The following is a 21,573-nucleotide window of genomic DNA, read 5'->3' on the forward strand; positions in this document are numbered from 1 at the left end:
CTTCCAGGGGCGCGGGGAACTGCGCGAACGGGGTCCGGGGCGGAGCCCCGAGTCTTTGGCGGGGGCCGAAGGGGCGCGCAGTCCCTGGGAGCAGTCTTTGGGAGCAGTCCCTGGGGTGGGAGGGTGGGACGGGTAGGGGCGGCGGGGGCGAACCCTACGGCGCCACCTCGACGGCAGTTTCCCGCTGATGCGGAATCTCCACACTGCCACCCCCGGTCTGCAGCGTGATCGCCCGCCGCGGCACCGGCACACTGATCCCCTCGGCCCGGTACCGCTTGTGCAGCCGCTTGATGAACTCGTGCTTGATCCGGTACTGGTCGCTGAATTCCCCGACACCGAGGATCACGGTCATGCCGATGCGGGAGTCGCCGAAGGTGTGGAAGCGCACGGCGGGCTCGTGATCCGGGACCGCGCCCTCGACCTCCTTCATGGTCTCGGCGATGATCTCGTTGGTCACCCGCTCGACGTGCTCCAGGTCGCTGTCGTAGCCGACGCCCACCTGCACGAGCAGGGTCATGTCCTGCTCGGGCTGGTTGAAGTTGGTCATGTTCGTGCCGGCGAGCTGACCGTTGGGGATGATCACCAGGTTGTTGGAGAGCGACTTGATCGTCGTCTGCCGCCAGTTGATGTCGACGACATAGCCCTCCTCGCCACTGCTCAGCTTGATGTAGTCGCCCGGCTGGACCGTCTTCGAGGCGAGGATGTGGATGCCCGCGAAGAGGTTGGCGAGGGTGTCCTGGAGGGCCAGGGCCACGGCGAGACCGCCGACGCCCAGTGCGGTGACCAGCGGGGCGACCGGGATGCCCAGCGTCTGGAGGATCACCAGGCAGCCGATCGCGAGGACCGCGACCCGGGTGATGTTCACGAAGATCGTGACCGAGCCCGCGACCCCGGCCCGGGACTGGGTGACCGTCCGCACCAGACCGGCGATCACTCTGGCCGCCGTGATCGTGGCGACGAGGATCAGCAGCACCGTCAGGGTCTGGTTCACGTTGTGCTGCACGGTCTTCGTCAGCGGCAGCACCGCCGCCGCGGCCGCCGCGCCGCCGACGAACGCGCCCCAGGGCACCAGGGAGCGCAGCGAGTCGACGATGACATCGTCACCGCCCCAGCGCGTCTTCGTCGCGTGGCCGCCGAGCCAGCGCAGCAGCAGCCGCAGCAGGAACGCGGCCAGCAGGCCCGCGACCAGAGTGATGCCGGCCACGAGGTAGTCGTCGAGGGTGAGGGCCCGGGTCATCGGCCGCCTCCCGAAGGACGCGAAGAGCCCCCCAGGGGCCGTATACCAGGTCCCGTGAGCCGTATGTGATGTGTCGTCACCTTGCCACCTGCTCGAATCGAAATGCACGATCAGCGCTTGCCCGGACGCGTGTACGACGTCGGGCGCGACCGCTCATCCTGCCGCATCCGCACGGCTGATCGGCACCGGACCTGCGTGGATCGGCCGACGACCGGCCACCGCATCCGCGGGAATGTCCGGATGTGCACCGCCGGTTCGGCCCCCTCGCCCCGACGCCCGACTCCGAGGTCAGATCACCTTCAGCCGGACCAGCGCGCCGAGCGTCAACGCGCCCGGCAGCAACGGCAGCCAGACCGTGATGATCCGGAACGCCAGCACCACCGCGGTCGCCACGGCCACCGGGCCGCCGGCCGCCACCAGGGCGACCACCAGCGCGGCCTCCACCGTGCCGAGGCCGCCCGGAGTCGGTACGAGGGCGACCGCGACCGTGGCGGCGAGATAGGCGAGGGCCATGTGCGTGACGGGTATGTCGAGGCCCAACGCCAGCCCCACGGTGACCAGTCCGGTCGCCTGGAGCGCCGGGAAGGCCAGCGAACCGCCCCACAGCGCGAGGATCCGTGTCGGTCGCGTGTGCACCGAGCGGGCCTCGCCCAGCGCGGTGCGCACGAAGCCGAACACGGCCGTACGCAGCGGTCGTACGAGGAAAACCACTGCAACGGCGACGCAGGCGGCGGCGACGATCGTGATCAGCAGGGGAGTCGACGTGCCCTCAGGGAGCAGGGGGCCGAGTCGCAGCGCCTCGGGGAACGCCAGCAGCAGGGCCAGCAGCAGGCCAACCCGGGCGATCGACTCCGCGAGCAGATAGAGCGCGAGTGCCGCCGACGAACGGGACAGCGACACCCCGCACACCGTCATGAACCGCAGGTTCACCGCGCTCGCGCCCAGCCCGGTAGGCAGCAGATGGTTCGCCGCGCCCGCCGCGAACTGGGTGGCCAGCAGCCGCCCCGCCGGCAGCCGCTCGACGAGCGCCCCCTGCCGGGTCACGGCCGCCGCGACCCACGTCAGACACGTCACACCGATCGCCACCACCAGCCACGGCCACCGTGCGGTCGCGAGATGGGCGAAGCCCTCCACGAGAACGGAACGGTGGCGCACGGCGACCACCAGGACCAGGACGAGGGGGAGCAGACAGAGGATCCGCCGCACCGGAACACGCCGGCGGAGCCCCCGCCCCCGGCCGCCCTGCTCCTGGACCTGGCCTTCTCTCTCGCCCTGCTCCCGGACCTGGCCCCGACGGTCGCCCTGCTCCTGTGTCCGGCCCTCGGGCAGTCGTATCGCGCTCACACCGGGAGAGGTTCTCCATGTCAGGCCAACAGGGGGTTGCGGGCGCGGGGACGGCGGTTGACCGGCGGCGGACTTCACCGCGCCCGGGCGTACGCAGTTCCACGCGCCCGGGCGTACGCAGATTCCACCGCGCCCCGGCGTACATCGACTCGCGCCTTGACCTCAAGCTTGGTCGAGGTTCTAACGTCTTTCCCATGAGTATGGAGACCACAGCCTGGACCCAGCTGCAGGGGATGATGACCGCCCAGCAGCAGAGCCGTCCCTTCGCCCGCACGACGCTACGGCGTATCGGCGCCTTCGCCCGTCCACATCGTCGCCGTATCGCGTGGTTCGTCGCCCTCAGTGTCGTGACCGCGCTGCTCGCCGTGGCGACGCCGGTGCTCGCGGGGAGCGTCGTGGACGTGATCGTGTCGGGCGGGGACGAGGCACTCGTCGTCCGCCTTGCCGTGCTCATCGCCCTCATTGCGGTCGCCGAAGCGGCGCTCGGACTGCTGGGCCGACGCCTGTCGGCGACGCTCGGCGAGGGACTCATCCTCGATCTGCGGACCGCCGTCTTCGATCATGTGCAGCGCATGCCGGTCGCGTTCTTCACACGTACTCGTACGGGAGCGCTCGTCAGTCGTCTCAACAACGACGTCATCGGCGCCCAACGGGCGTTCAGCAACACCCTGTCCGGAGTGGTGAGCAACCTGGTCACCCTGCTGCTCACCCTCGCCGTCATGCTCACCCTCTCCTGGCAGATCACTCTGCTCTCGCTCGTCCTGCTGCCCGTCTTCGTGATCCCCGCCCGGCGCATGGGCAGCCGGATGGCCCGGCTCCAGCGGGAGGCGGCCGACCTCAACGCGTCCATGGGCACCCGCATGACCGAGCGCTTCTCCGCGCCCGGCGCCACCCTGGTCAAGCTCTTCGGACGACCGGACGACGAGTCCGCCGAGTTCGCCGAACGGGCCCGCCGGGTACGGGACATCGGCATCCGTACGGCGATGGCGCAGTCGGCGTTCATCACCGCCCTCACCCTCGTCTCGGCCCTCGCGCTCGCCCTGGTGTACGGCCTCGGCGGCTGGTTCGCGCTGCGCGGCACCCTGGAGGCGGGCGCGATCGTATCCCTGGCGCTGCTGCTGACCCGGCTGTACGCGCCGCTGACCGCACTGGCCGGGGCGCGCGTGGAGATCATGAGCGCCCTGGTGAGCTTCGAGCGCGTCTTCGAGGTGCTGGACCTCAAGCCGCTCATCGAGGAGAAACCGGACGCCCGCGAGGTGCCCGAGGGCCCGGTGGCCGTGGAATTCGACGACGTCCGCTTCGGCTACCCCTCCGCCGACAAGGTCTCCCTCGCCTCCCTGGAGGAGGTGGCCTCCCTCGACACCCGAGGCGGCACCGAGGTCCTGCACGGCGTCTCCTTCCGCGCCGAACCCGGCCAGACCGTCGCTCTCGTCGGCTCCTCCGGCGCAGGCAAGTCGACCGTCGCCCAACTGCTGCCCCGGCTGTACGACACGGACACGGGCGCCGTCCGCATCGGCGGCGTCGACGTGCGCGACCTCAGCGCCCGGTCGCTGCGCGGCACCCTCGGCATGGTCACCCAGGACGGCCACCTCTTCCACGACACCGTCCGTGCGAACCTGCTCCTCGCCCGCCCCGACGCCACGGACGACGACCTGTGGGACGTCCTGCGCCGGGCCCGCCTCGACGACCTCGTACGCGCCCTGCCCGACGCCCTCGACACCGTCGTCGGCGAACGCGGCTACCGCCTGTCCGGCGGCGAACGCCAGCGCATGACCATCGCCCGGCTGCTCCTGGCCCGCCAGCGCGTCGTCATCCTCGACGAGGCCACCGCCCACCTCGACAACACCTCGGAGGCCGCCGTCCAGGAGGCCCTCGCGGAGGCTCTGGAGGGCAGGACCGCCGTGGTCATCGCCCACCGCCTGTCGACCGTACGGACCGCCGACCAGATCCTCGTCGTCGAGGCCGGACGCATCGTGGAACGCGGCCGGCACGAGGAGTTGCTGGCGGCGGGCGGACGGTACGCGGAGCTGTACCGGACGCAGTTCGAGAAGACGGAGGCCGACGAGCCCGCGGTGGAAGAGCCGGTGGCGGCGGCATAGGAGCGGTGCGGTTCCCCGGGGTTCAGCCCTCGACGCCGGTCGCCGAGTGGGCGGCTCCGACCGGCTTGAACCCCGGGGACCGGCCTCCGGACGCGGGGTGCACCCGGCGGCGACGACCTACCAGCCCCGGGAGAACTGCGACAGGAACAGGGTGTCCGCCGGGAACACCACCCGAGCCTGCCGTCCGCTGACATCGACGCCCTCGCGCTCGTCCTCGGCCGCCGCGACGAACAGAACGTCCTCCTCCGGGACACGCTCCTCGCGCGCGTCCTGGCGGAATGCTCGACGTCCCCCCGACACCGGGTGCCAGCACCGCGCACCCGGCGACCCCGTCCTCCGCGCCCAGCGCCCGTCCGAACTCGAGGGCCGCGCCCAGGGCCGCCGTACGCCGCCGCGCCTTCACGCGGCGTACCCGGTTCACGGCAACCGGTACACCGCGAAGGCGCGCCGGATGACCGGCTGGGCGACATTGCGCACCCGTACCCCACCGCTCGTGATGCCGTGCTCGGTGCCCAGGTGGGCGTGGCCGTGGACGGCGAGGTCGGCACCGGACTCGTCCATCGCCTCGGCCAGGAGGTAGCTGCCGAGGAAGGGATAGATCTCCAGCGGCTCGCCGACGAGCGTGTCCGGTACGGGGGAGAAGTGGGTGAGCGCGATACGGACCGCGCAGCCGCCCTCCGCCAACTCGTCGAGGGCGCGGCGCAGTCCGTCCGCGAGCCCTCGGGTGTGGCGGACGAAGGCCTTCATCTCGGGTTCGCCGAACTCGCTGCCGCTGCGCCCGGCGAAGCCGCCGCCGAACCCCTTCGTCCCGGCGACCCCGACCCGTACCCCGTCGACCCGGACGACGGTTCCCTCGCCCTCCAGGACGGTCACGCCCGCGTCCCGCAGCACGGCCGTCACGTCCTCGGGCCGCTCGGCGTGGTGATCGTGGTTCCCGAGTACGGCGATCACCGGCACCGCCAGCCCCGCCACCTCGTCGGCGACGACCCGGGCCTCCTCCGGAGTGCCGTGGCGGGTGAGGTCCCCGGCGAGCAGCAGCAGGTCGGCGTGGTCGGGCAGCGTCTCGAACGCCGGGCGGAGCAGACCTCGGCTGTCGAGGCCCAGATGGATGTCCCCGACGGCCGCGACCCGGATCACGACAGCTCCTCGGGACGGTGGTCGGGCGCCGTGACGTCGGCCAGTGCGATGTCCGCCCGCACGGCCACGCCCGGCAGCTCCTCCGCCGCGATGCGCAGGATCGCCTCCCGATCGGCGACCGTGGACGCCGAGCCGGTGATGTGCACGGCGTCGCCGCGCGCCTCGATCCGCATCCCGAGCTCGGCCAGATCACTCCGGGCGAGCCGCTCCTCCACGTGGGCTATGCGGTACTCGGTGTGCGCCGCCGGGTGCGCGGCACGCTTCCCCGGCCCGTTCACCGGTGGGTGGTCATGTCCTGTCGCCATCGCCGGTCTCCTCCGGCTCGATCACGTTGAGGCGCTCCAGCAGATAGAGGAAGGCCGCCGGCATCGGCTCGGCACCGCACTCCTGCCGTACCCGGCTCCAGTCGATCTTCTCGCGCAGGGTGCGGGCGATCGGCAGCACGGCACCGAAGTCGCAGTAGTGCTCGGAGAACGCCAGGAGACGCCCGACGAGCAGATCCGTCGCCGCGAGGACGGGCATCCACACGGACTGGACCGACAGTACCTCCGCCCGGTCCAGCAGTTCGCGGCTGACCGGCGCCCGGGACGGCCGGAAGATCAGGTCGACCTCCTGGCCCTGGCTCCGGGTCTTCACCAGCCAGTCCTCGGGCGGCTCGACCACGGTCAGCCCCGCGGCCTCCAGCGTGCCGGTGACCGCGTCGATGTCATCCGGCAGCACACAGAAGTCGACGTCGTGCTGGAGCGTTCCCGGGCCGCCGTGGGCGTACACCGCGACGCCACCCGCCAGCGCGAAGGAGTGCCCACCGGCCTTGAGCAGCGAAGCGACCTCCTTGGCCGCTTCGAGGATGGCCTGGGTCCGATCGGGAGGAAGCCCGTCGTCGTCCGGGCCGGCGTCATCGCCCATGCCTTCCACGATAGTGCGGCCCGGGCCGATGGCCAGACGTACAACGCAGCTCACAGTGACCGGCGGGGCGGCCCCTGGTAGAGGGGAAAGTAGCCCTTGACCTGCAAGAACGCAGGCATGGAGCTTAGTTTCCGGGAGTGCCTCATGATGCGCACCAGTCTTCGAGGCGGGCCGGAATCGGTTCGCGGCGGCGCATGAACCCGACGGCAGCTCCTGGCGCGATCAGCTGCGGTTCTCGCTCGACCCGGTGTCTTGGGGCGGCGGAGCTGTTGGTCGGCCAGGAGCGGGGGGAATGGTTCCCCCGACCGGGGGAGGCCTCAGCAGGACCTTGGCCCGGAAATGCCCCGGAACTACTGGCCAGCGGACCAGCGCACCTTCGGTGCGCGCCGGGGGATCTTCAAATCGAAGGCGCCAGCCCGACTTGGACCTTGGACGCGATCTATTTGCGCGTCAGAACTGGGGTAATGGTGGGAGATATCGGAGTAAGGGTATGTTCCGGCTCGTCACCCTGCCATGTGTCGTGAAGGGCGCCTGCCGGGCATTTTCCCTGGTCAGGTGCCCTTTTTCGGTGTCCAGAAGAAGCACTGGTGTTGACCTGCAGAAACGACCGGCATGGGGCTTTCAGGTCAGGGGTGTGGTCCGGGTACGGCCCGGACCTGGCCGGGGCTTCCTGCAGAGGTTCGGGGAGACCCTGGCTGTGTCTGGGGCACCACCGTGTGCCGCCGCGGACCCTTCCGGCGTCGGCGATGCCGAGGCGCCCCTTCTCAGCGAGCACGAGTGCGTCAGAGGGCGGGTGGTGGCGGTGTTCACCCGGCCTCAGAGGTTCACCACCTCCCGCCCCCGCCGGTGGGCGCAGAGCGCGGCCCCGCCTTGCTTGTGCTGTTCCTCGGTCACGAGTGAGGGAGCTTCACGAAGAGTCGGCGCTTCAAGACGCAGACCCTCTCTACGTGGCGCTCTTCGTCATCGAATCCCAAAGCCGCGGATCTCCTGGCCCAAGGGGTGCGAGGGCATCCGCGTGTTCATGCCTGCCGCGTGGTACACCGCCGCCACCGGCGACACCCGACGCGTCGAGGACGGTCGTACGGTGGCAGAGGCACGTCATATCGCCCAGGCGGGAAGGTCGACGAGGGTGACGACACAGGCCGTGCACATCCAGCCCGGGCCCTGGGAGATCAACAGTACGTGGTCACCGGGAGCCACCTCGCGCGTACGGACCAGGTGCTCCAGGGTGATGAACACGTCGGCGCCGCCCACATGCCCGATGCCCTTGCCGAAGTCCCACGTGGAGCGGTCCATGGTCAGGCGGAGCGGCATCATGACCGAGTACTCGATCATCCGGCCGTCCATGTTGATCGGTACGACCTTGGCGATGTCGTCGGCATTCAGGTCGGCGTCGACGAGTGCCCGGCGAATGACACCGAGATTGAAGAGGGTGAGTTTCTCGAGGGTCTCGGAGAGCGGGGTCTCGGTCTCGCTGTAGCGAGTGGCCCGTTCAGCCATGTCCCCCTCGCTCTCCCGACCCTCGTCCGGCAGCAATGAGCCGTCACCACGGTGCCACCGCTCGAGCTCCGGCAGGATGCCCGAGCTCAGCGACCTGATCTGTGCGAAACCTTCGTCCACGCTGAGCAGGGCTGAGGCGCCGCCGTCAGCGAGGAAGTATGCCTGGCCGAGTCCCGTGTAACGGTTCAGGCCCGTGGCGGTGAAGTTCTCACCCGACGTGAGCAGTACGGTCTCCGCCTGAGCTGCGCCCGTCATCTGGCCGACTGCCACCTCCAGGGCGCCCAGCATGCCGTTGCAGCCCTGGCGCAGGTAAAGCGACGAGACCGGCTCCACCTCCAGTTCGCGCAGGATGTATCCCGGTGGATAGGACCCCTGCGGGCCCTGGTAGTACACACCGCTGTGCACGTGGTCCGTGATGTCTTCCGGTTCCAGCTTCGACCGGTCCATGGCGACGCGCGCGGCGGAGATGGCGAGTTCCACGGCCGGAATGTCGTGCGCCAGGTGGGTCCCGGTCAGCCCGTTCGCGTCCACGGTCTCCTGGCTGATCAGTCCCTGGGCCACAGCCCGCTCGACGGGCTCGAACTCGTGCAGCACGACACCGAGCGAGTCGATGAACACGTTGTCAATTCTCATCCGAGGGCCTTTCGTTTCCGCCGAAATATGAAGGTGCCGAGCCAAGGATCCGCTCGATCAAGTGATCGGCGAGGTCCACCGGGGTGTCGAACTCGAACGCCACACTCGCCGACAGCCGGAGCCCGGTCGCCTCGACGAGTGCCGTGCGCAGTTGAAGGGCGGTGAGCGAGTCGAATCCGAGGTTCTTCAGCGGGGCGTCCGCGGCCACGCTGCCCGGTGCGGTGTGGCCGAGGACGGCACTCGCCCGGTCCCGTACGAGGTCGGTCACCACCGTCTCCCGCTCCGCCTTGCTCATCGCCGCCAGCCGGTGCCGGAGGTCCGTGTTCTCCGCCGGGGTGTCCCGGGCCGTGCGGCGAGTGCCGACGGGCACAAGAGCCCGCAGGACGGAGGCCACGGTGCCGGTCCCCGCGTCGCCGGTCAGTCCGGCGAAGTCCAGCCGGGACGCGATCACGAGACTGCGCCCGGCCGCCCATGCCGCGTCGAAGAGTCCGAGACCCTGCTCCCTGACGAGCGGCTGCGTTCCGCGCAGCGTCACCGGCTGTCGGTCCTTCCCGGACCGGCCCGACAGACCGCTCACCCCGGACCACAGACCCCATGCGATCGAGGTGGCGGCGACACCCCGGGACCGCATGTGGTGGGCGAACGCGTCCAGAAAGGTGTTCGCCGCCGCGTAGTTGGCTTGTCCGGGACCGCCCAGGATGCCGGCGACCGAGGAGAACAGCACGAACTGCCCCACCCCTGCCTCGCGGACCAGTTCGTACAGGTTCACGACCGCGTCCACCTTGGGACGCAGCACCTTGCTCAGGCGCTCTGCCGTCAGAGACGGGAGGATCCCGTCGTCCGCCGCGCCCGCCGTGTGCACCACGGCGCCGATCCGCCGGTCCGTGAGCAGGCCGGCCAGGGCTTCGCGGTCCGCCACATCGCAGGCCGCCACCTGGACCCGGGCCCCGAGTGCCGTCAGTTCGGCTTCCAGGACCGCCGCGTCCGGCGCGTCCGGACCCTGACGGCTCGTCAGCAGCAGGTCCTTCACACCGTGCTCGGTCACCAGGTGGCGGGCTATCGCGGAGCCCAGCGTGCCCGTCCCGCCAGTGATCAGCACCGTACCGTTCAGGCCGACGTCCAGCCTCGGGAGAGCACTGCCCGGTATGAGGCGGGCCACCCGCGGGACCCGCGTCGTCCGCCCGCGCAGCGCCCACTGCGGCTCCGCGGAGGACACCGCGCGGTCCAGGGCGCGCCAGGTGGGCTTGGCGAGGTCGGTGTCCACGAGCACGAAGCGGTCCGGGTACTCCGTCTGCGCGGTGCGGATCAGACCCCAGACGCCGGCCGCCGCGAGGTCGAGCGGTGACGCGTCGTCGGGCCCGGCCACCGCGGGGACGGCACCACTGGTGAGAAACACCAGCCGGGAGCGGTCGAAGACCGGTGTGCTCACCCAGGCACGGGCTGTCTCCAGGGCACGGACCGTCGTGGCGTGAACGGCGTCCACCAGCTCCCGCCCTGACAGATCGCCGTGATTGTCCAGGAAGGGGGCCACGACGATGTTGGGGACGTCTCGGCCCCCCTCCACAGCGGCTGTCAGCGCCGTCAGGTCCGGGTACGTCTCCGTGTAGCGTCCCGCCGTCATCAGCGAGGACCGCATTCGCAAACGGTCCTCGCCCACGATGGCCCATGTGGCGTCGGCGCCGGCGGTGTTCTCCCCTGTGTCCGTGGTGGTCCACTCGATGCCGAACACGCTGTCCTGCTGCGCCACGTCCGTGGCCCTGAGCACCTCACGCACAACGGGCTCGAGCTGCAGGGCCGGGACCGAGAGAACAGGGGTTCCAGTGGCGTCGGCAGCGGTCAGCGACACCGAGCCGTCCGGCCCCGGGGAGACGCGGGCGCGCAGGATGGTGGCGCCGGACGCGTGCAGCGAGACCTCCCCCCAGGCTCGTACCCGCCAGGATGCGGCGGCCTCGGGTGCGACGCCCTTCATGCCTGCCAGGCTGAGCAGGGCCTGTGCCAGCACCGGGTGGAGTCCGAAGCGCCGTGCCTCCTCGCGCAGCGCGTCCGGTACGGAGATCTCCGCGAACACCTCGGTGTCCCGTCGCCACACGCGGTGCACGGCGGAGTGCACGGCCCCGTACTCCAGGCGCATTTCGGGCTCGGGCAGCGGGAGGGCGTCCGCGGGCGGCCAGGCCTCGAGATCCCAGTCCGGCTCGGCTGCCGCCGCGACCAGTTCACCCGTCGCGTGGCAGGTCCAGGGCAGCCCCAGGACGTCGTCGCCGCGCCGGGAGTGCACGGAGACCGTGCGTACGCCGGGCTCCTCACCCTCGCCGACAACGACGCGGACCTGAACGGCGCCGGACACCGGCAGCACGAACGGTGCCTGCGCGGTCAGGGCGCGCAGCCGGCTCCTGCCCAGCTGCTCACCGGCCGCGAGCGCCAACTCCGCGGCGAGCCAGTCGAGTTCCCGCTCCACGCCCTCGATGCGCTCATCCGCCGACCACGCGGGCTTGCCCGCAGAGAGCCGGCCGGTGAACACCACGGTGTCGGTGCCGGGCAGTTCCACGGCCGCACCCAGCAAGGGATGAGAGGCGGGGACTGCGCCCAGCCCGGATGCACCGCGAGAGGTGCCCGATGGTGCGTTGAGCCAGTGGTGGGTGCCTTGGAAGGGGTAGGTGGGGAGGTCGGGGTGGATGGGTGTTGCGGTTGGTCGGAGGGTGATGCCTTGTGTCCATGCGGTGCTGAGGGCGTGTGTCCAGTCGTGGGTGTCGCCGTGGTCGCGGTGGAGTGTGGCGAGGACCGGGGGTTCTTGCGGGAGGTCTTCGAGGGTTTGGAGTGTTTCCTGGGTCGGCAGGGTGAGGACGGGGTGGGGGCTGACTTCGATGAAGGCGGTGATGCCTGTGTGGGCCAGTGCGCGGGTGGCGGTTTGGTAGTCGACGGTGTGGCGCAGGTTGCGGTACCAGTAGTCGGCGTCGAGTTCGGCGCCGTCCACCGGTCCACCCGTCAGGGAGGAGAAGAACGGGACGTCACCGCTGCGTGGTGACACGGGTGCCAGCGCTTCGAGCAGTCGGTCTTTGATCGCTTCGACGTGGGAGGAGTGGGAGGCGTAGTCGACGGGGAGGCGTCGGACCCGTGTCTGGTGTTCTTCGCACCAGGTTGCGAGCCGGTCGAGGTTTTCTGCCGGGCCGGAGAGGACGGTGCTGGCGGGGCTGTTGACTGCTGCGATGTCCAGTCCGAGGTCGGTGGCGATCGTTTCGGCTTGGTCTCGTGGGAGTGCCAGGGATGTCATTCCGCCGTTGCCGGCGATGTGGGAGATCAGCTGTGATCGCAGGGCGACCACGCGTGCGCCGTCGGGGAGTGAGAGTGCGCCGGATACGGTGGCGGCGGCGATCTCGCCCTGTGAGTGTCCGATCACTGCGGCGGGTCGGATTCCCGCGGCGTGCCACTGTGCTGCGAGGGACACCATGACTGCCCAGAGTGCGGGCTGGACGACGTCGACGCGGTCGAAGTCGGGCTGTCCTTGTTCGCCGCGCAGTACTGCGAACAGGTCCCAGTCGACGAAGGGTTGCAGTGCCTGGCGGCATTCTTGCAGGCGTTGTGCGAATGCGCCGTTGTCGTCGAGGAGTTTCACGGCCATGGCGGGCCATTGGGCGCCCTGGCCGGGGAAGACGAGTGCGGGGTCGCCCACCGGCCGGCCGGTGCCGCGTACCACGCCGGCCTCGGTGTCCGCGCCCGTTTCTGTGTCTGGGCCGGCCAGTGCGCGCAGGCGTGTCACCAGTTCCGCGCGGTCGGTTCCGGTGACTGCGGCGCGGTGTTCGAACACTGCTCGGGAGGCGGTCAGCATGCGTGCCACCGTGTCCGCCGGCAGGTCCGGGTAGCGTTCCAGGAAGTCCGCCACCCGCCCGGACTGGGCCCGCAACGCGCCCTCACCGCGCCCCGACAGCAGCATCGGCACCATTTTGTCGGGTGTTCGGGGAGCGGCCGTGAGGACGTGCTCGGCGGGTGCCTCCTCCAGGACCAGGTGCGCGTTCGTACCACTGGCGCCGAAGGAGGAGACGCCGGCGCGGCGCGGTGTGCCGGTGCGCGGCCAGGGCTGGGATTCGGTCAGGAGCTGGAGCCGGCCTGTGTTCCAGTCGACGTGGGGTGAGGGTTCGTCGATGTGGAGGGTGCGTGGCAGGGTGTCGTGGCTCATGGCCATGACCATCTTGATGACGCCGGTGACGCCGGCGGCGGCCTGGGTGTGGCCGATGTTGGACTTCACCGATCCCAGCAGCAGGGGTTCCCCGGCCGGACGGTCCTGACCGTATGTGGCCAGGAGTGCCTGGGCCTCGATGGGGTCACCCAGGGTGGTGCCGGTGCCGTGTGCTTCGACGGCGCTGATCTCGGCGGGGGAGAGGCCGGCCTGGGCCAGGGCGGTACGGATCACCCGCTGTTGTGCGGGGCCGTTCGGGGCGGTCAGGCCGTTGGAGGCGCCGTCCTGGTTAACGGCCGAACCCCGTACCACGGCCAGTACCGGATGCCCCAGCCGTCGTGCGTCCGACAGCCGTTCCAGCAGGATCAGGCCGACGCCCTCGGCGAAGCCGGTGCCGTTCGCCCCGGCGGCGAACGCCCGACACCGCCCATCGGCCGAGAGTGCCCCCTGCCGACTGAACTCCACGAGTGCGCCGGGCGTCGACATAACGGTGGCGCCGCCCGCGAGGGCGAGGGAGCACTCGCCCTGCCGCAGCGACTGCGCCGCCAGATGGATCGCCACCAGCGACGACGAACACGCCGTGTCCACCGTGATCGCCGGCCCCAGCAGACCCAGCTGATACGACAGCCGGCCGGAGATCACACTGGTGGCGTTGCCCGTGAGGAGCATGCCGTCCAGCCCCTCCGGGGCCTCGTGCAGCAGGGTCGAGCCGTACTCCTGGGCGATCGCGCCGACGAACACGCCGGCCGTGCTGTTGCCGAGGGACGTCGGGTTGATGCCCGCGCGCTCGAACGTCTCCCAGGCCGTCTCCAGCAGCAGCCGCTGCTGCGGATCCATCGTCAGCGCCTCACGCGGCGATATCCCGAAGAACGCCTCGTCGAACCGCCCCGCGCCGTCCAGGAAGCCGCCGTTGCGGGTATAGGACGTGCCCGGCTTGTCCGGGTCGGGGTCGTACAGGGCGTCCAGGTCCCAGCCGCGGTCGGTGGGGAACTCGCCGATCGCGTCGGTTCCGGACCGCAGCAGCTCCCACAGGTCCTCCGGGCCCGCGACCCCGCCTGGCAGGCGGCACCCCATCGCGACGATGGCGATGTGGTCGCCGTCCGTCGTGGTGCTCGGCCGGGGCGCTGGGACGGACGCTGCTGCCGTGGCTCCGTCGCGGCTCTCGGCCAGGTGCTCCGCCAGGGCCTGCGGGGTCGGGTAGTCGAAGACGACGGTCGGGGCCAGCCGGAGACCGGTCGCGGTGTTGAGGCGGTTACGCAGCTCGACGGCGGAGAGCGAGTCGAAGCCGACGTCCTTGAACACGCTGTCGGCGCGTACGGCCTGCGGCGACTCGTGTCCCAGGACCGCTGCGGAGTGCCGGCGCACCAGGTCGAGCAGGGCGCGTTCGGCCTCCTGCGACGAGAGTCCGGCGAGCCAGGCGCCAGCGTCTTCCGCGGCACCGGATTCGCCGACAGCGGTACGCCGCGTGGCAGCGCGGACGAGACCGCTCAGCAGGGTGGGCACCCCGCCGGAACGCTGACGCAGGGTGGCGTGGTCGAAGCGCGCGGCGACGAAGGCGGCCCCTCGGCGGGCGACGGCGGCGTCGAGAAGTGTCAGTCCTTGATCGGCGGAGAGCGGCCGGACGCCGTTGCGGGCGATGCGGACGCGGTCGGTGGTACCCAGGTGCGCGGTCAGGCCGCCGTCCTCCCAGAGGCCCCAGGCCACCGCGGTGGCGGGCAGTCCGAGCGAGTGCCGGTGCTCCGCGAGGGCGTCGAGGAAGGCGTTGGCCGCGGCGTAGTTGGCCTGTCCGACGCCGCCGAGCGTGCCGGCGACCGACGAGAACAGGACGAAGTGCGCCAGGTCGGCGTCGCGCGTGAGGTCGTGCAGGTGCAGCGCCGCGTCCACCTTGGGCCGCAACACGGTGTCGACCTGCTCCGGGGACAGACCGGATACCGTCCCGTCGTCGAGGACACCGGCGCTGTGCACCACGGCGGTCAGGGGCCGGTCGAGGCCGCCGAGCACAGCGGCCAGGGCGTCCCGGTCGGCCACGTCGCACGCTTCGACGGTCACGGACGCGCCCAGGGCGGCGAGTTCGTCCAGCAGGTCGGCGGTGCCCTCGGCTGTGCATCCGCTTCTGCTCAGCAGCAGCAGGTGGCGGGCGCCGTGCGTGGCGACCATGTGCCGGGCGACGAGCCGGCCCAGGCCGGTGGTCCCGCCCGTGACCAGGGTGACGCCCTCGGGATCGAGCGTCCGCGGTTCTCCGAACGTCAGGTCGGCCGCGCGCGCCAGGCGGGGGACCAGCACAAGGCCTGCGCGGACGGCAGTCTGCGGCTCACCTGACGCGACCGCGGCGCGCAGCCCCGCCACGTCCGCGGCGCCAGCCGTGGAGTCCGCGTCGGGGTCCAGGTCGATCAGGACGAGGCGTCCGGGGTGTTCGGCCTGCACCGTCCGGGCGAGACCCCACACGGGGGCCCCGGCCAGGTCGGCCACGCCGGACGCGGGATCGGCGGCCATGGCGCCACGGGTCGCGAGGACAACACGAGTGGCCTCGTACCGTTCATCGCGCAACCAGCGCTGCACCTGCGCGAGGGCGACCTGCACGCGCGCACGGGTCGCGGCCGCGGTGCCGGCGGCTTCCGGCCCGGGACGGTCACAGAGCAGGAGCAAGGTGTCGGGCGCGGGCCCCGTGGTGTCCGCCGCCAGGTCCGGCACACCGTGCGCGTCGAAGCCCGCGTCGGTGAGGACGGAGGCGAAATGCGTGGCGTCGGGTCCCACCGCGAGCCATCGACCTGCGGGCTGCGGCACGGGTGGGGTTGCCAGGGGCTTCCACTGCGTATGCAGCAGCATCTGCCGGACCGTCTCGTCCGCTGCGGATGCCGCTCCTTCCCCCATGGGCCGCGTCAACAAGGTGGTCACGGAGACGACAGGGGCTCCTGCCGGGTCCACGGCGAGCAGCGCGACGCCCTCCGGCTCCGGCCAGGTCAGCCGGACTCGCAGCGTGGTGGCCCCGGAAGCGTGCAGCCGCACACCGTGCCAGGAGAACGGCAGGCTGAGCGGCTGGGACTCGTCCTTGTCCACCTCGCCCAGGACATCGGGGTGGAGGGCCGCGTCCAGCAACGCCGGGTGCAGACTCCAGCCGTCGGTCCTTTCCCCTTCGGGCAGGGCGATTTCGGCGAAGACTTCCGAGTTCCTGCGCCACACGGCTCGCAGGCCTCGAAACGCGGGGCCGTAGCCGTATCCGGCGCGGGCCATCCGCTCGTAGGCGTCCGTGACGGGAACCGCCTCCGCGCCCTGCGGTGGCCAGGTCGCAAGCGCTTCGGCGGCGTCGGTGTCGTCCGGCAGGGCGGGGACCAGGAAACCGCGGGCGTGCCGGGACCACAGGGGGTCGGCCGTCGATTCGGCGCCGCTCTGCGGCGCGGAGTGGACGCTCACCGCACGGCGTCCCGACGCGTCCGGCGCCCCGACGGTCAACTGCAGGCTGACGGTCTGCTGTGCCGCGACCACGAGCGGGGCCTCAAGGACCAGTTCCTCCAGGCAGGGGGTGCCCACCTCGTCACCCGCCCGGATCGCGGCCTCGACGAAAGCCGTTCCGGGAAACAGGACGGACCCGCGCACCACGTGGTCGGCAAGCCATGGATGGGTGGCCGCGGAGACCCGCCCGGTGAACACCACACCTTCCTCGTCCGCGCGGTGGATTGCGGCGCCCAGCAGCGGGTGAACGACGGGGCGCAGGCCGAACGACTGCGGGTCGCCGCCTGTTGGTGCGTTGAGCCAGTGGTGGGTGCCTTGGAAGGGGTAGGTGGGGAGGTCGGGGTGGATGGGTGTTGCGGTTGGTCGGAGGGTGATGCCTTGTGTCCATGCGGTGCTGAGGGCGTGTGTCCAGTCGTGGGTGTCGCCGTGGTCGCGGTGGAGTGTGGCGAGGACCGGGGGTTCTTGCGGGAGGTCTTCGAGGGTTTGGAGTGTTTCCTGGGTCGGCAGGGTGAGGACGGGGTGGGGGCTGACTTCGATGAAGGCGGTGATGCCTGTGTGGGCCAGTGCGCGGGTGGCGGTTTGGTAGTCGACGGTGTGGCGCAGGTTGCGGTACCAGTAGTCGGCGTCGAGTTCGGCGCCGTCCACCGGTCCACCCGTCAGGGAGGAGAAGAACGGGACGTCACCGCTGCGTGGTGACACGGGTGCCAGCGCTTCGAGCAGTCGGTCTTTGATCGCTTCGACGTGGGAGGAGTGGGAGGCGTAGTCGACGGGGAGGCGTCGGAACCGTGTCTGGTGTTCTTCGCACCAGGTTGCGAGCCGGTCGAGGTTTTCTGCCGGGCCGGAGAGGACGGTGCTGGCGGGGCTGTTGACTGCTGCGATGTCCAGTCCGAGGTCGGTGGCGATCGTTTCGGCTTGGTCTCGTGGGAGTGCCAGGGATGTCATTCCGCCGTTGCCGGCGATGTGGGAGATCAGCTGTGATCGCAGGGCGACCACGCGTGCGCCGTCGGGGAGTGAGAGTGCGCCGGATACGGTGGCGGCGGCGATCTCGCCCTGTGAGTGTCCGATCACTGCGGCGGGTCGGATTCCCGCGGCGTGCCACTGTGCTGCGAGGGACACCATGACTGCCCAGAGTGCGGGCTGGACGACGTCGACGCGGTCGAAGTCGGGCTGTCCTTGTTCGCCGCGCAGTACTGCGAACAGGTCCCAGTCGACGAAGGGTTGCAGTGCCTGGCGGCATTCTTGCAGGCGTTGTGCGAATGCGCCGTTGTCGTCGAGGAGTTTCACGGCCATGGCGGGCCATTGGGCGCCCTGGCCGGGGAAGACGAGTGCGGGGTCGCCCACCGGCCGGCCGGTGCCGCGTACCACGCCGGCCTCGGTGTCCGCGCCCGTTTCTGTGTCTGGGCCGGCCAGTGCGCGCAGGCGTGTCACCAGTTCCGCGCGGTCGGTTCCGGTGACTGCGGCGCGGTGTTCGAACACTGCTCGGGAGGCGGTCAGCATGCGTGCCACCGTGTCCGCCGGCAGGTCCGGGTAGCGTTCCAGGAAGTCCGCCACCCGCCCGGACTGGGCCCGCAACGCGCCCTCACCGCGCCCCGACAGCAGCATCGGCACCATTTTGTCGGGTGTTCGGGGAGCGGCCGTGAGGACGTGCTCGGCGGGTGCCTCCTCCAGGACCAGGTGCGCGTTCGTACCACTGGCGCCGAAGGAGGAGACGCCGGCGCGGCGCGGTGTGCCGGTGCGCGGCCAGGGCTGGGATTCGGTCAGGAGCTGGAGCCGGCCTGTGTTCCAGTCGACGTGGGGTGAGGGTTCGTCGATGTGGAGGGTGCGTGGCAGGGTGTCGTGGCTCATGGCCATGACCATCTTGATGACGCCGGTGACGCCGGCGGCGGCCTGGGTGTGGCCGATGTTGGACTTCACCGATCCCAGCAGCAGGGGTTCCCCGGCCGGACGGTCCTGACCGTATGTGGCCAGGAGTGCCTGGGCCTCGATGGGGTCACCCAGGGTGGTGCCGGTGCCGTGTGCTTCGACGGCGCTGATCTCGGCGGGGGAGAGGCCGGCCTGGGCCAGGGCGGTACGGATCACCCGCTGTTGTGCGGGGCCGTTCGGGGCGGTCAGGCCGTTGGAGGCGCCGTCCTGGTTAACGGCCGAACCCCGTACCACGGCCAGTACCGGATGCCCCAGCCGTCGTGCGTCCGACAGCCGTTCCAGCAGGATCAGGCCGACGCCCTCGGCGAAGCCGGTGCCGTTCGCCCCGGCGGCGAACGCCCGACACCGCCCATCGGCCGAGAGTGCCCCCTGCCGACTGAACTCCACGAGTGCGCCGGGCGTCGACATAACGGTGGCGCCGCCCGCGAGGGCGAGGGAGCACTCGCCCTGCCGCAGCGACTGCGCCGCCAGATGGATCGCCACCAGCGACGACGAACACGCCGTGTCCACCGTGATCGCCGGCCCCAGCAGACCCAGCGTGTAGGAGATGCGGCCGGAGGCGACGCTGACGGCCGAACCGTTGCCGAGGTAGCCCTCCAGGTTCTCGGGGGCACGCTCGTGGAGGCCAGGGCCGTAGCCCCCGTGCATCACACCGGCGAAGACACCTGTCCGGCTGCCTTTCAGCGAGACCGGGTCGATGCCCGCGCGCTCGATGGTCTCCCAGGCCGTCTCCAGCAGCAGCCGCTGCTGTGGATCCATCGCCAGTGCCTCACGCGGCGATATCCCGAAGAAGGCCTCGTCGAAGTGCCCGGCCTCGTCCAGGAACGCACCCTGCCGGGCGGACGACTTTCCACCGCCGCGGCTTTCGTCGTCCAGCAGCCGGTCCAGGTCCCAGCCCCGGTCGTCGGGGAGCGGGCCGACCGCGTCGGTGCCCGCCATGAGCAGGTCCCACAGCTCCTTGGGCGTCCGGGCGCCGCCGGGCAGACGGCAGCCCATCGCCACGATGGCGATGGGCTCGTCCGACTGCCCCGTCACAGCCGTCTGCCCCGTCACAGCCGTTCCCTCAGCGTCCTCCGCGCCCTCAGCGCCGAGGCCGCCCTGTGCCAGGCCGTCGAGGTACCGCGCGAGGGCCTGCGGGGTCGGGTAGTCGTAGGCCACAGCGGCTGAGAGACGGTGGCCGGAGGCGGCGGACAGCCGGTCGCGGAGGGTCACGGCGTTCAGGGAGGTGAAGCCGAGTTCGTGCAGGGGCTGATCGGCGGTCGCGTCCTCGGAGGGCAGACCGAGGACGTCCGCGACCACGGAGCGCACCAGGGCGAGCAGCCCGTGCTGCGCCGCCAGGAGGACGGCGCCGGCGGACACCGGGGTCACGGCGGGAGCTGTTCCGGTCGGGCCTTCGGCGGTCAGATCGGGGCGGACGTTCACCGACGGATTGACGACGAGCAGCGTTCCGGGCAGCTCGGCCAGCCGCCGGCGGGCGGTCTTTCCCGTCGACGTACGCGGGATGCCGTCGACGATGTGGAACTCGTCGGGCACCTTGAAGTAGGAGAGTTCCCGGCGGCAGGTCTCCAGAAGCTGCCGGGGGTCGATGCCGTCAGGACCTTCCGGTCCCGGAACCAGGTAGGCGACGGGCACCTCGCCCAGTACGGCGTGGGGCTTGCCCGCCACCGCGGCCTCGGCCACGCCGGGCACCTCGGCCAGTACGTGCTCCACCTCTGCGGGGTGGATGTTCTCGCCGCCGCGGATGATGAGTTCCTTGACCCGGCCGGTGATGGTGAGCCGGCCGGTCTGATCCTGTCGGCCGAGGTCGCCGGTGCGGTACCAGCCGTCCACTAGCACGGCCAGGGTCGCATCCGGGTCGTTGTGGTATCCGGTCATGGTGGCCGGACTGTGCACCCAGATCTCACCCTCCTGCCCGGCGGCCACCTCCTCGCCGGTCTGCGAGTCCGCCAGACGCAGCGTCAGACCGGGCAGCGGGGTGCCGCAGGTGCCCAGGACGCGCGGCCCGGTGGGCGCCTGCGAGGTGATGGCGCCTCCGGTCTCGCTGCTGCCGTAGCTGTCCAGGAGGCGGATGCCGAAGGTGTCCTCGAAGGCTTCGTGCAGCGCGGGCGGGCAGGCAGAGCCGGCCGCCATGCACACCCGCAGCTCCGGCAGTTCGAGCCCGCGCTCGCGCGCCAGGTCCACCATGCGGTGGTAGGTGGTGGGGGAGCCGACGAGGAAGGAGGCCCGCTCGCTGCGGACGGTCTCCATGATCTCGTCCGGGGCCGAGCCCTCCATGATGTATGCAAAGGCACCGACGGCCAGCGTGGCGAGTACGCCGATGTTGTGCGAGGCGGCGTGGTACAGCGGCATCGGCCACACGAGGCGGTCGGACGCGGAGAGGCCGAGGATCGGCGCAGTACACGCGGCCGTGGCCCACAGGGACTTGCGCTGGGTCGAGACCACGCCCTTGGGGCGTCCGGTGGTGCCGGAGGTGTACAGGATCCAGGCCGTCTCGTCCAGGTCCAGGTCGTCCCGCGCGTCGGCGGGCGGCGGGGTGACGGCGAGGTGCTCGAAGTCGGTGGCACCCGCCATGGGCTCGGCGGCACCGACGACGATCAGACCGCAGTTCAGCCCGCTGCTTTGAACGGTCCGTACCACCTGGGGCAACTGTGCCGCGCCGCTGATCACCGTGCGGGCGCCGCTGTCGACCAGGTGGTGGGCGAGCTCGGTGTCGGAGGACCGCGGGTCGACCGGCACGCCGACGGCTCCCGCGCGCGTGACGGCGAGATAACTCTCGACCATCTCGACCCGGTTGCCCATGCGCAGCAGGACGCGGTCGCCGCGGCCGACCCCGAGTGCGGCGAGGTGCCCGGCCAGGAACCGGGTGCGCCGATCCAGAGCGCCGTAGGTGACGGAACGCCGAGAGTCCTGGAAAGCCCGCTCGTCCGCTCGCTGCAGGGCGTGGTCCGTGAGGATCTGGTACAGCGGGCGGACAAGTGCGACAGAGGGCTCTTCAGCCACAGCTCGACTTCCAATCACATGGACAATGGACGGACTCTGACAATCCGGGCCGCCATTCTCCAGGCGCCGTCGGCACATGGAGCGGCAGAGATCTTCCCCGACCTCTGGCAAGCAGTATGTCGAGGGGCGCGCTAGGTCTTTTTCTAAACCCGGCACGGCAATGTCCTCGACGC

The 21,573-nt window shown here is 70.9% G+C and carries 9 protein-coding genes; 1 reads left to right on the plus strand and 8 read right to left on the minus strand.

What is annotated here, in order from left to right; genetic code table 11:
• Positions 1 to 154 precede the first annotated feature (154 nt).
• Both ACFU53_RS27775 and ACFU53_RS27780 read right to left on the minus strand, forming a co-directional pair.
• A complete protein-coding gene (locus tag ACFU53_RS27775) occupies positions 155 to 1,237 on the minus strand; it encodes a mechanosensitive ion channel family protein (RefSeq protein WP_383997929.1) in 1,083 nt (360 codons plus the stop codon).
• Positions 1,238 to 1,525: 288 nt separating this feature from the next.
• Positions 1,526 to 2,443: a YbhN family protein gene (locus ACFU53_RS27780; protein WP_383997962.1), complete on the minus strand. Its 918-nt coding sequence runs from the start codon at positions 2,441 to 2,443 to the stop codon at positions 1,526 to 1,528.
• 338 nt (positions 2,444 to 2,781) lie between these two features.
• On the opposite strand from ACFU53_RS27780, the gene ACFU53_RS27785 reads away from it, so the two are divergent.
• Entirely contained in the window at positions 2,782 to 4,680 is a 1,899-nt protein-coding gene (locus ACFU53_RS27785) for an ABC transporter ATP-binding protein (protein WP_383997965.1), read from the plus strand.
• A 117-nt stretch (positions 4,681 to 4,797) separates the two neighbouring features.
• Here ACFU53_RS27785 and ACFU53_RS27790 read toward each other — a convergent pair whose 3' ends face one another.
• The 6 genes from ACFU53_RS27790 to ACFU53_RS27815 all read right to left on the minus strand — a co-directional run bounded on the left by ACFU53_RS27790 (position 4,798) and on the right by ACFU53_RS27815 (position 21,400).
• Positions 4,798 to 4,980, minus strand: a complete 183-nt coding sequence (locus ACFU53_RS27790) for a hypothetical protein (RefSeq protein ID WP_383997931.1) — start codon at positions 4,978 to 4,980, stop codon at positions 4,798 to 4,800.
• 117 nt (positions 4,981 to 5,097) lie between these two features.
• Positions 5,098 to 5,817 (minus strand): metallophosphoesterase, encoded by a 720-nt coding sequence (locus tag ACFU53_RS27795; RefSeq protein ID WP_383997934.1) that lies wholly within the window; start codon positions 5,815 to 5,817, stop codon positions 5,098 to 5,100.
• A complete protein-coding gene (locus ACFU53_RS27800) occupies positions 5,814 to 6,122 on the minus strand; it encodes a hypothetical protein (protein ID WP_383997937.1) in 309 nt (102 codons plus the stop codon). Before ACFU53_RS27800 ends, ACFU53_RS27795 begins: the two co-directional genes overlap by 4 nt.
• Positions 6,106 to 6,723, minus strand: a complete 618-nt coding sequence (locus ACFU53_RS27805; RefSeq protein ID WP_383997940.1) for a nucleotidyltransferase family protein — start codon at positions 6,721 to 6,723, stop codon at positions 6,106 to 6,108. The genes ACFU53_RS27800 and ACFU53_RS27805 overlap by 17 nt, the downstream gene beginning before the upstream one ends.
• Before the next feature lie 1,098 nt (positions 6,724 to 7,821).
• Positions 7,822 to 8,856 (minus strand): ketoacyl-ACP synthase III family protein, encoded by a 1,035-nt coding sequence (locus ACFU53_RS27810; protein ID WP_383997942.1) that lies wholly within the window; start codon positions 8,854 to 8,856, stop codon positions 7,822 to 7,824.
• Positions 8,846 to 21,400: an SDR family NAD(P)-dependent oxidoreductase gene (locus ACFU53_RS27815; RefSeq protein WP_383997945.1), complete on the minus strand. Its 12,555-nt coding sequence runs from the start codon at positions 21,398 to 21,400 to the stop codon at positions 8,846 to 8,848. Before ACFU53_RS27815 ends, ACFU53_RS27810 begins: the two co-directional genes overlap by 11 nt.
• Positions 21,401 to 21,573: the final 173 nt, after the last annotated feature.

It is taken from the genome of Streptomyces sp. NPDC057474, assembly GCF_042802555.1.
GTDB lineage: Bacteria > Actinomycetota > Actinomycetes > Streptomycetales > Streptomycetaceae > Streptomyces.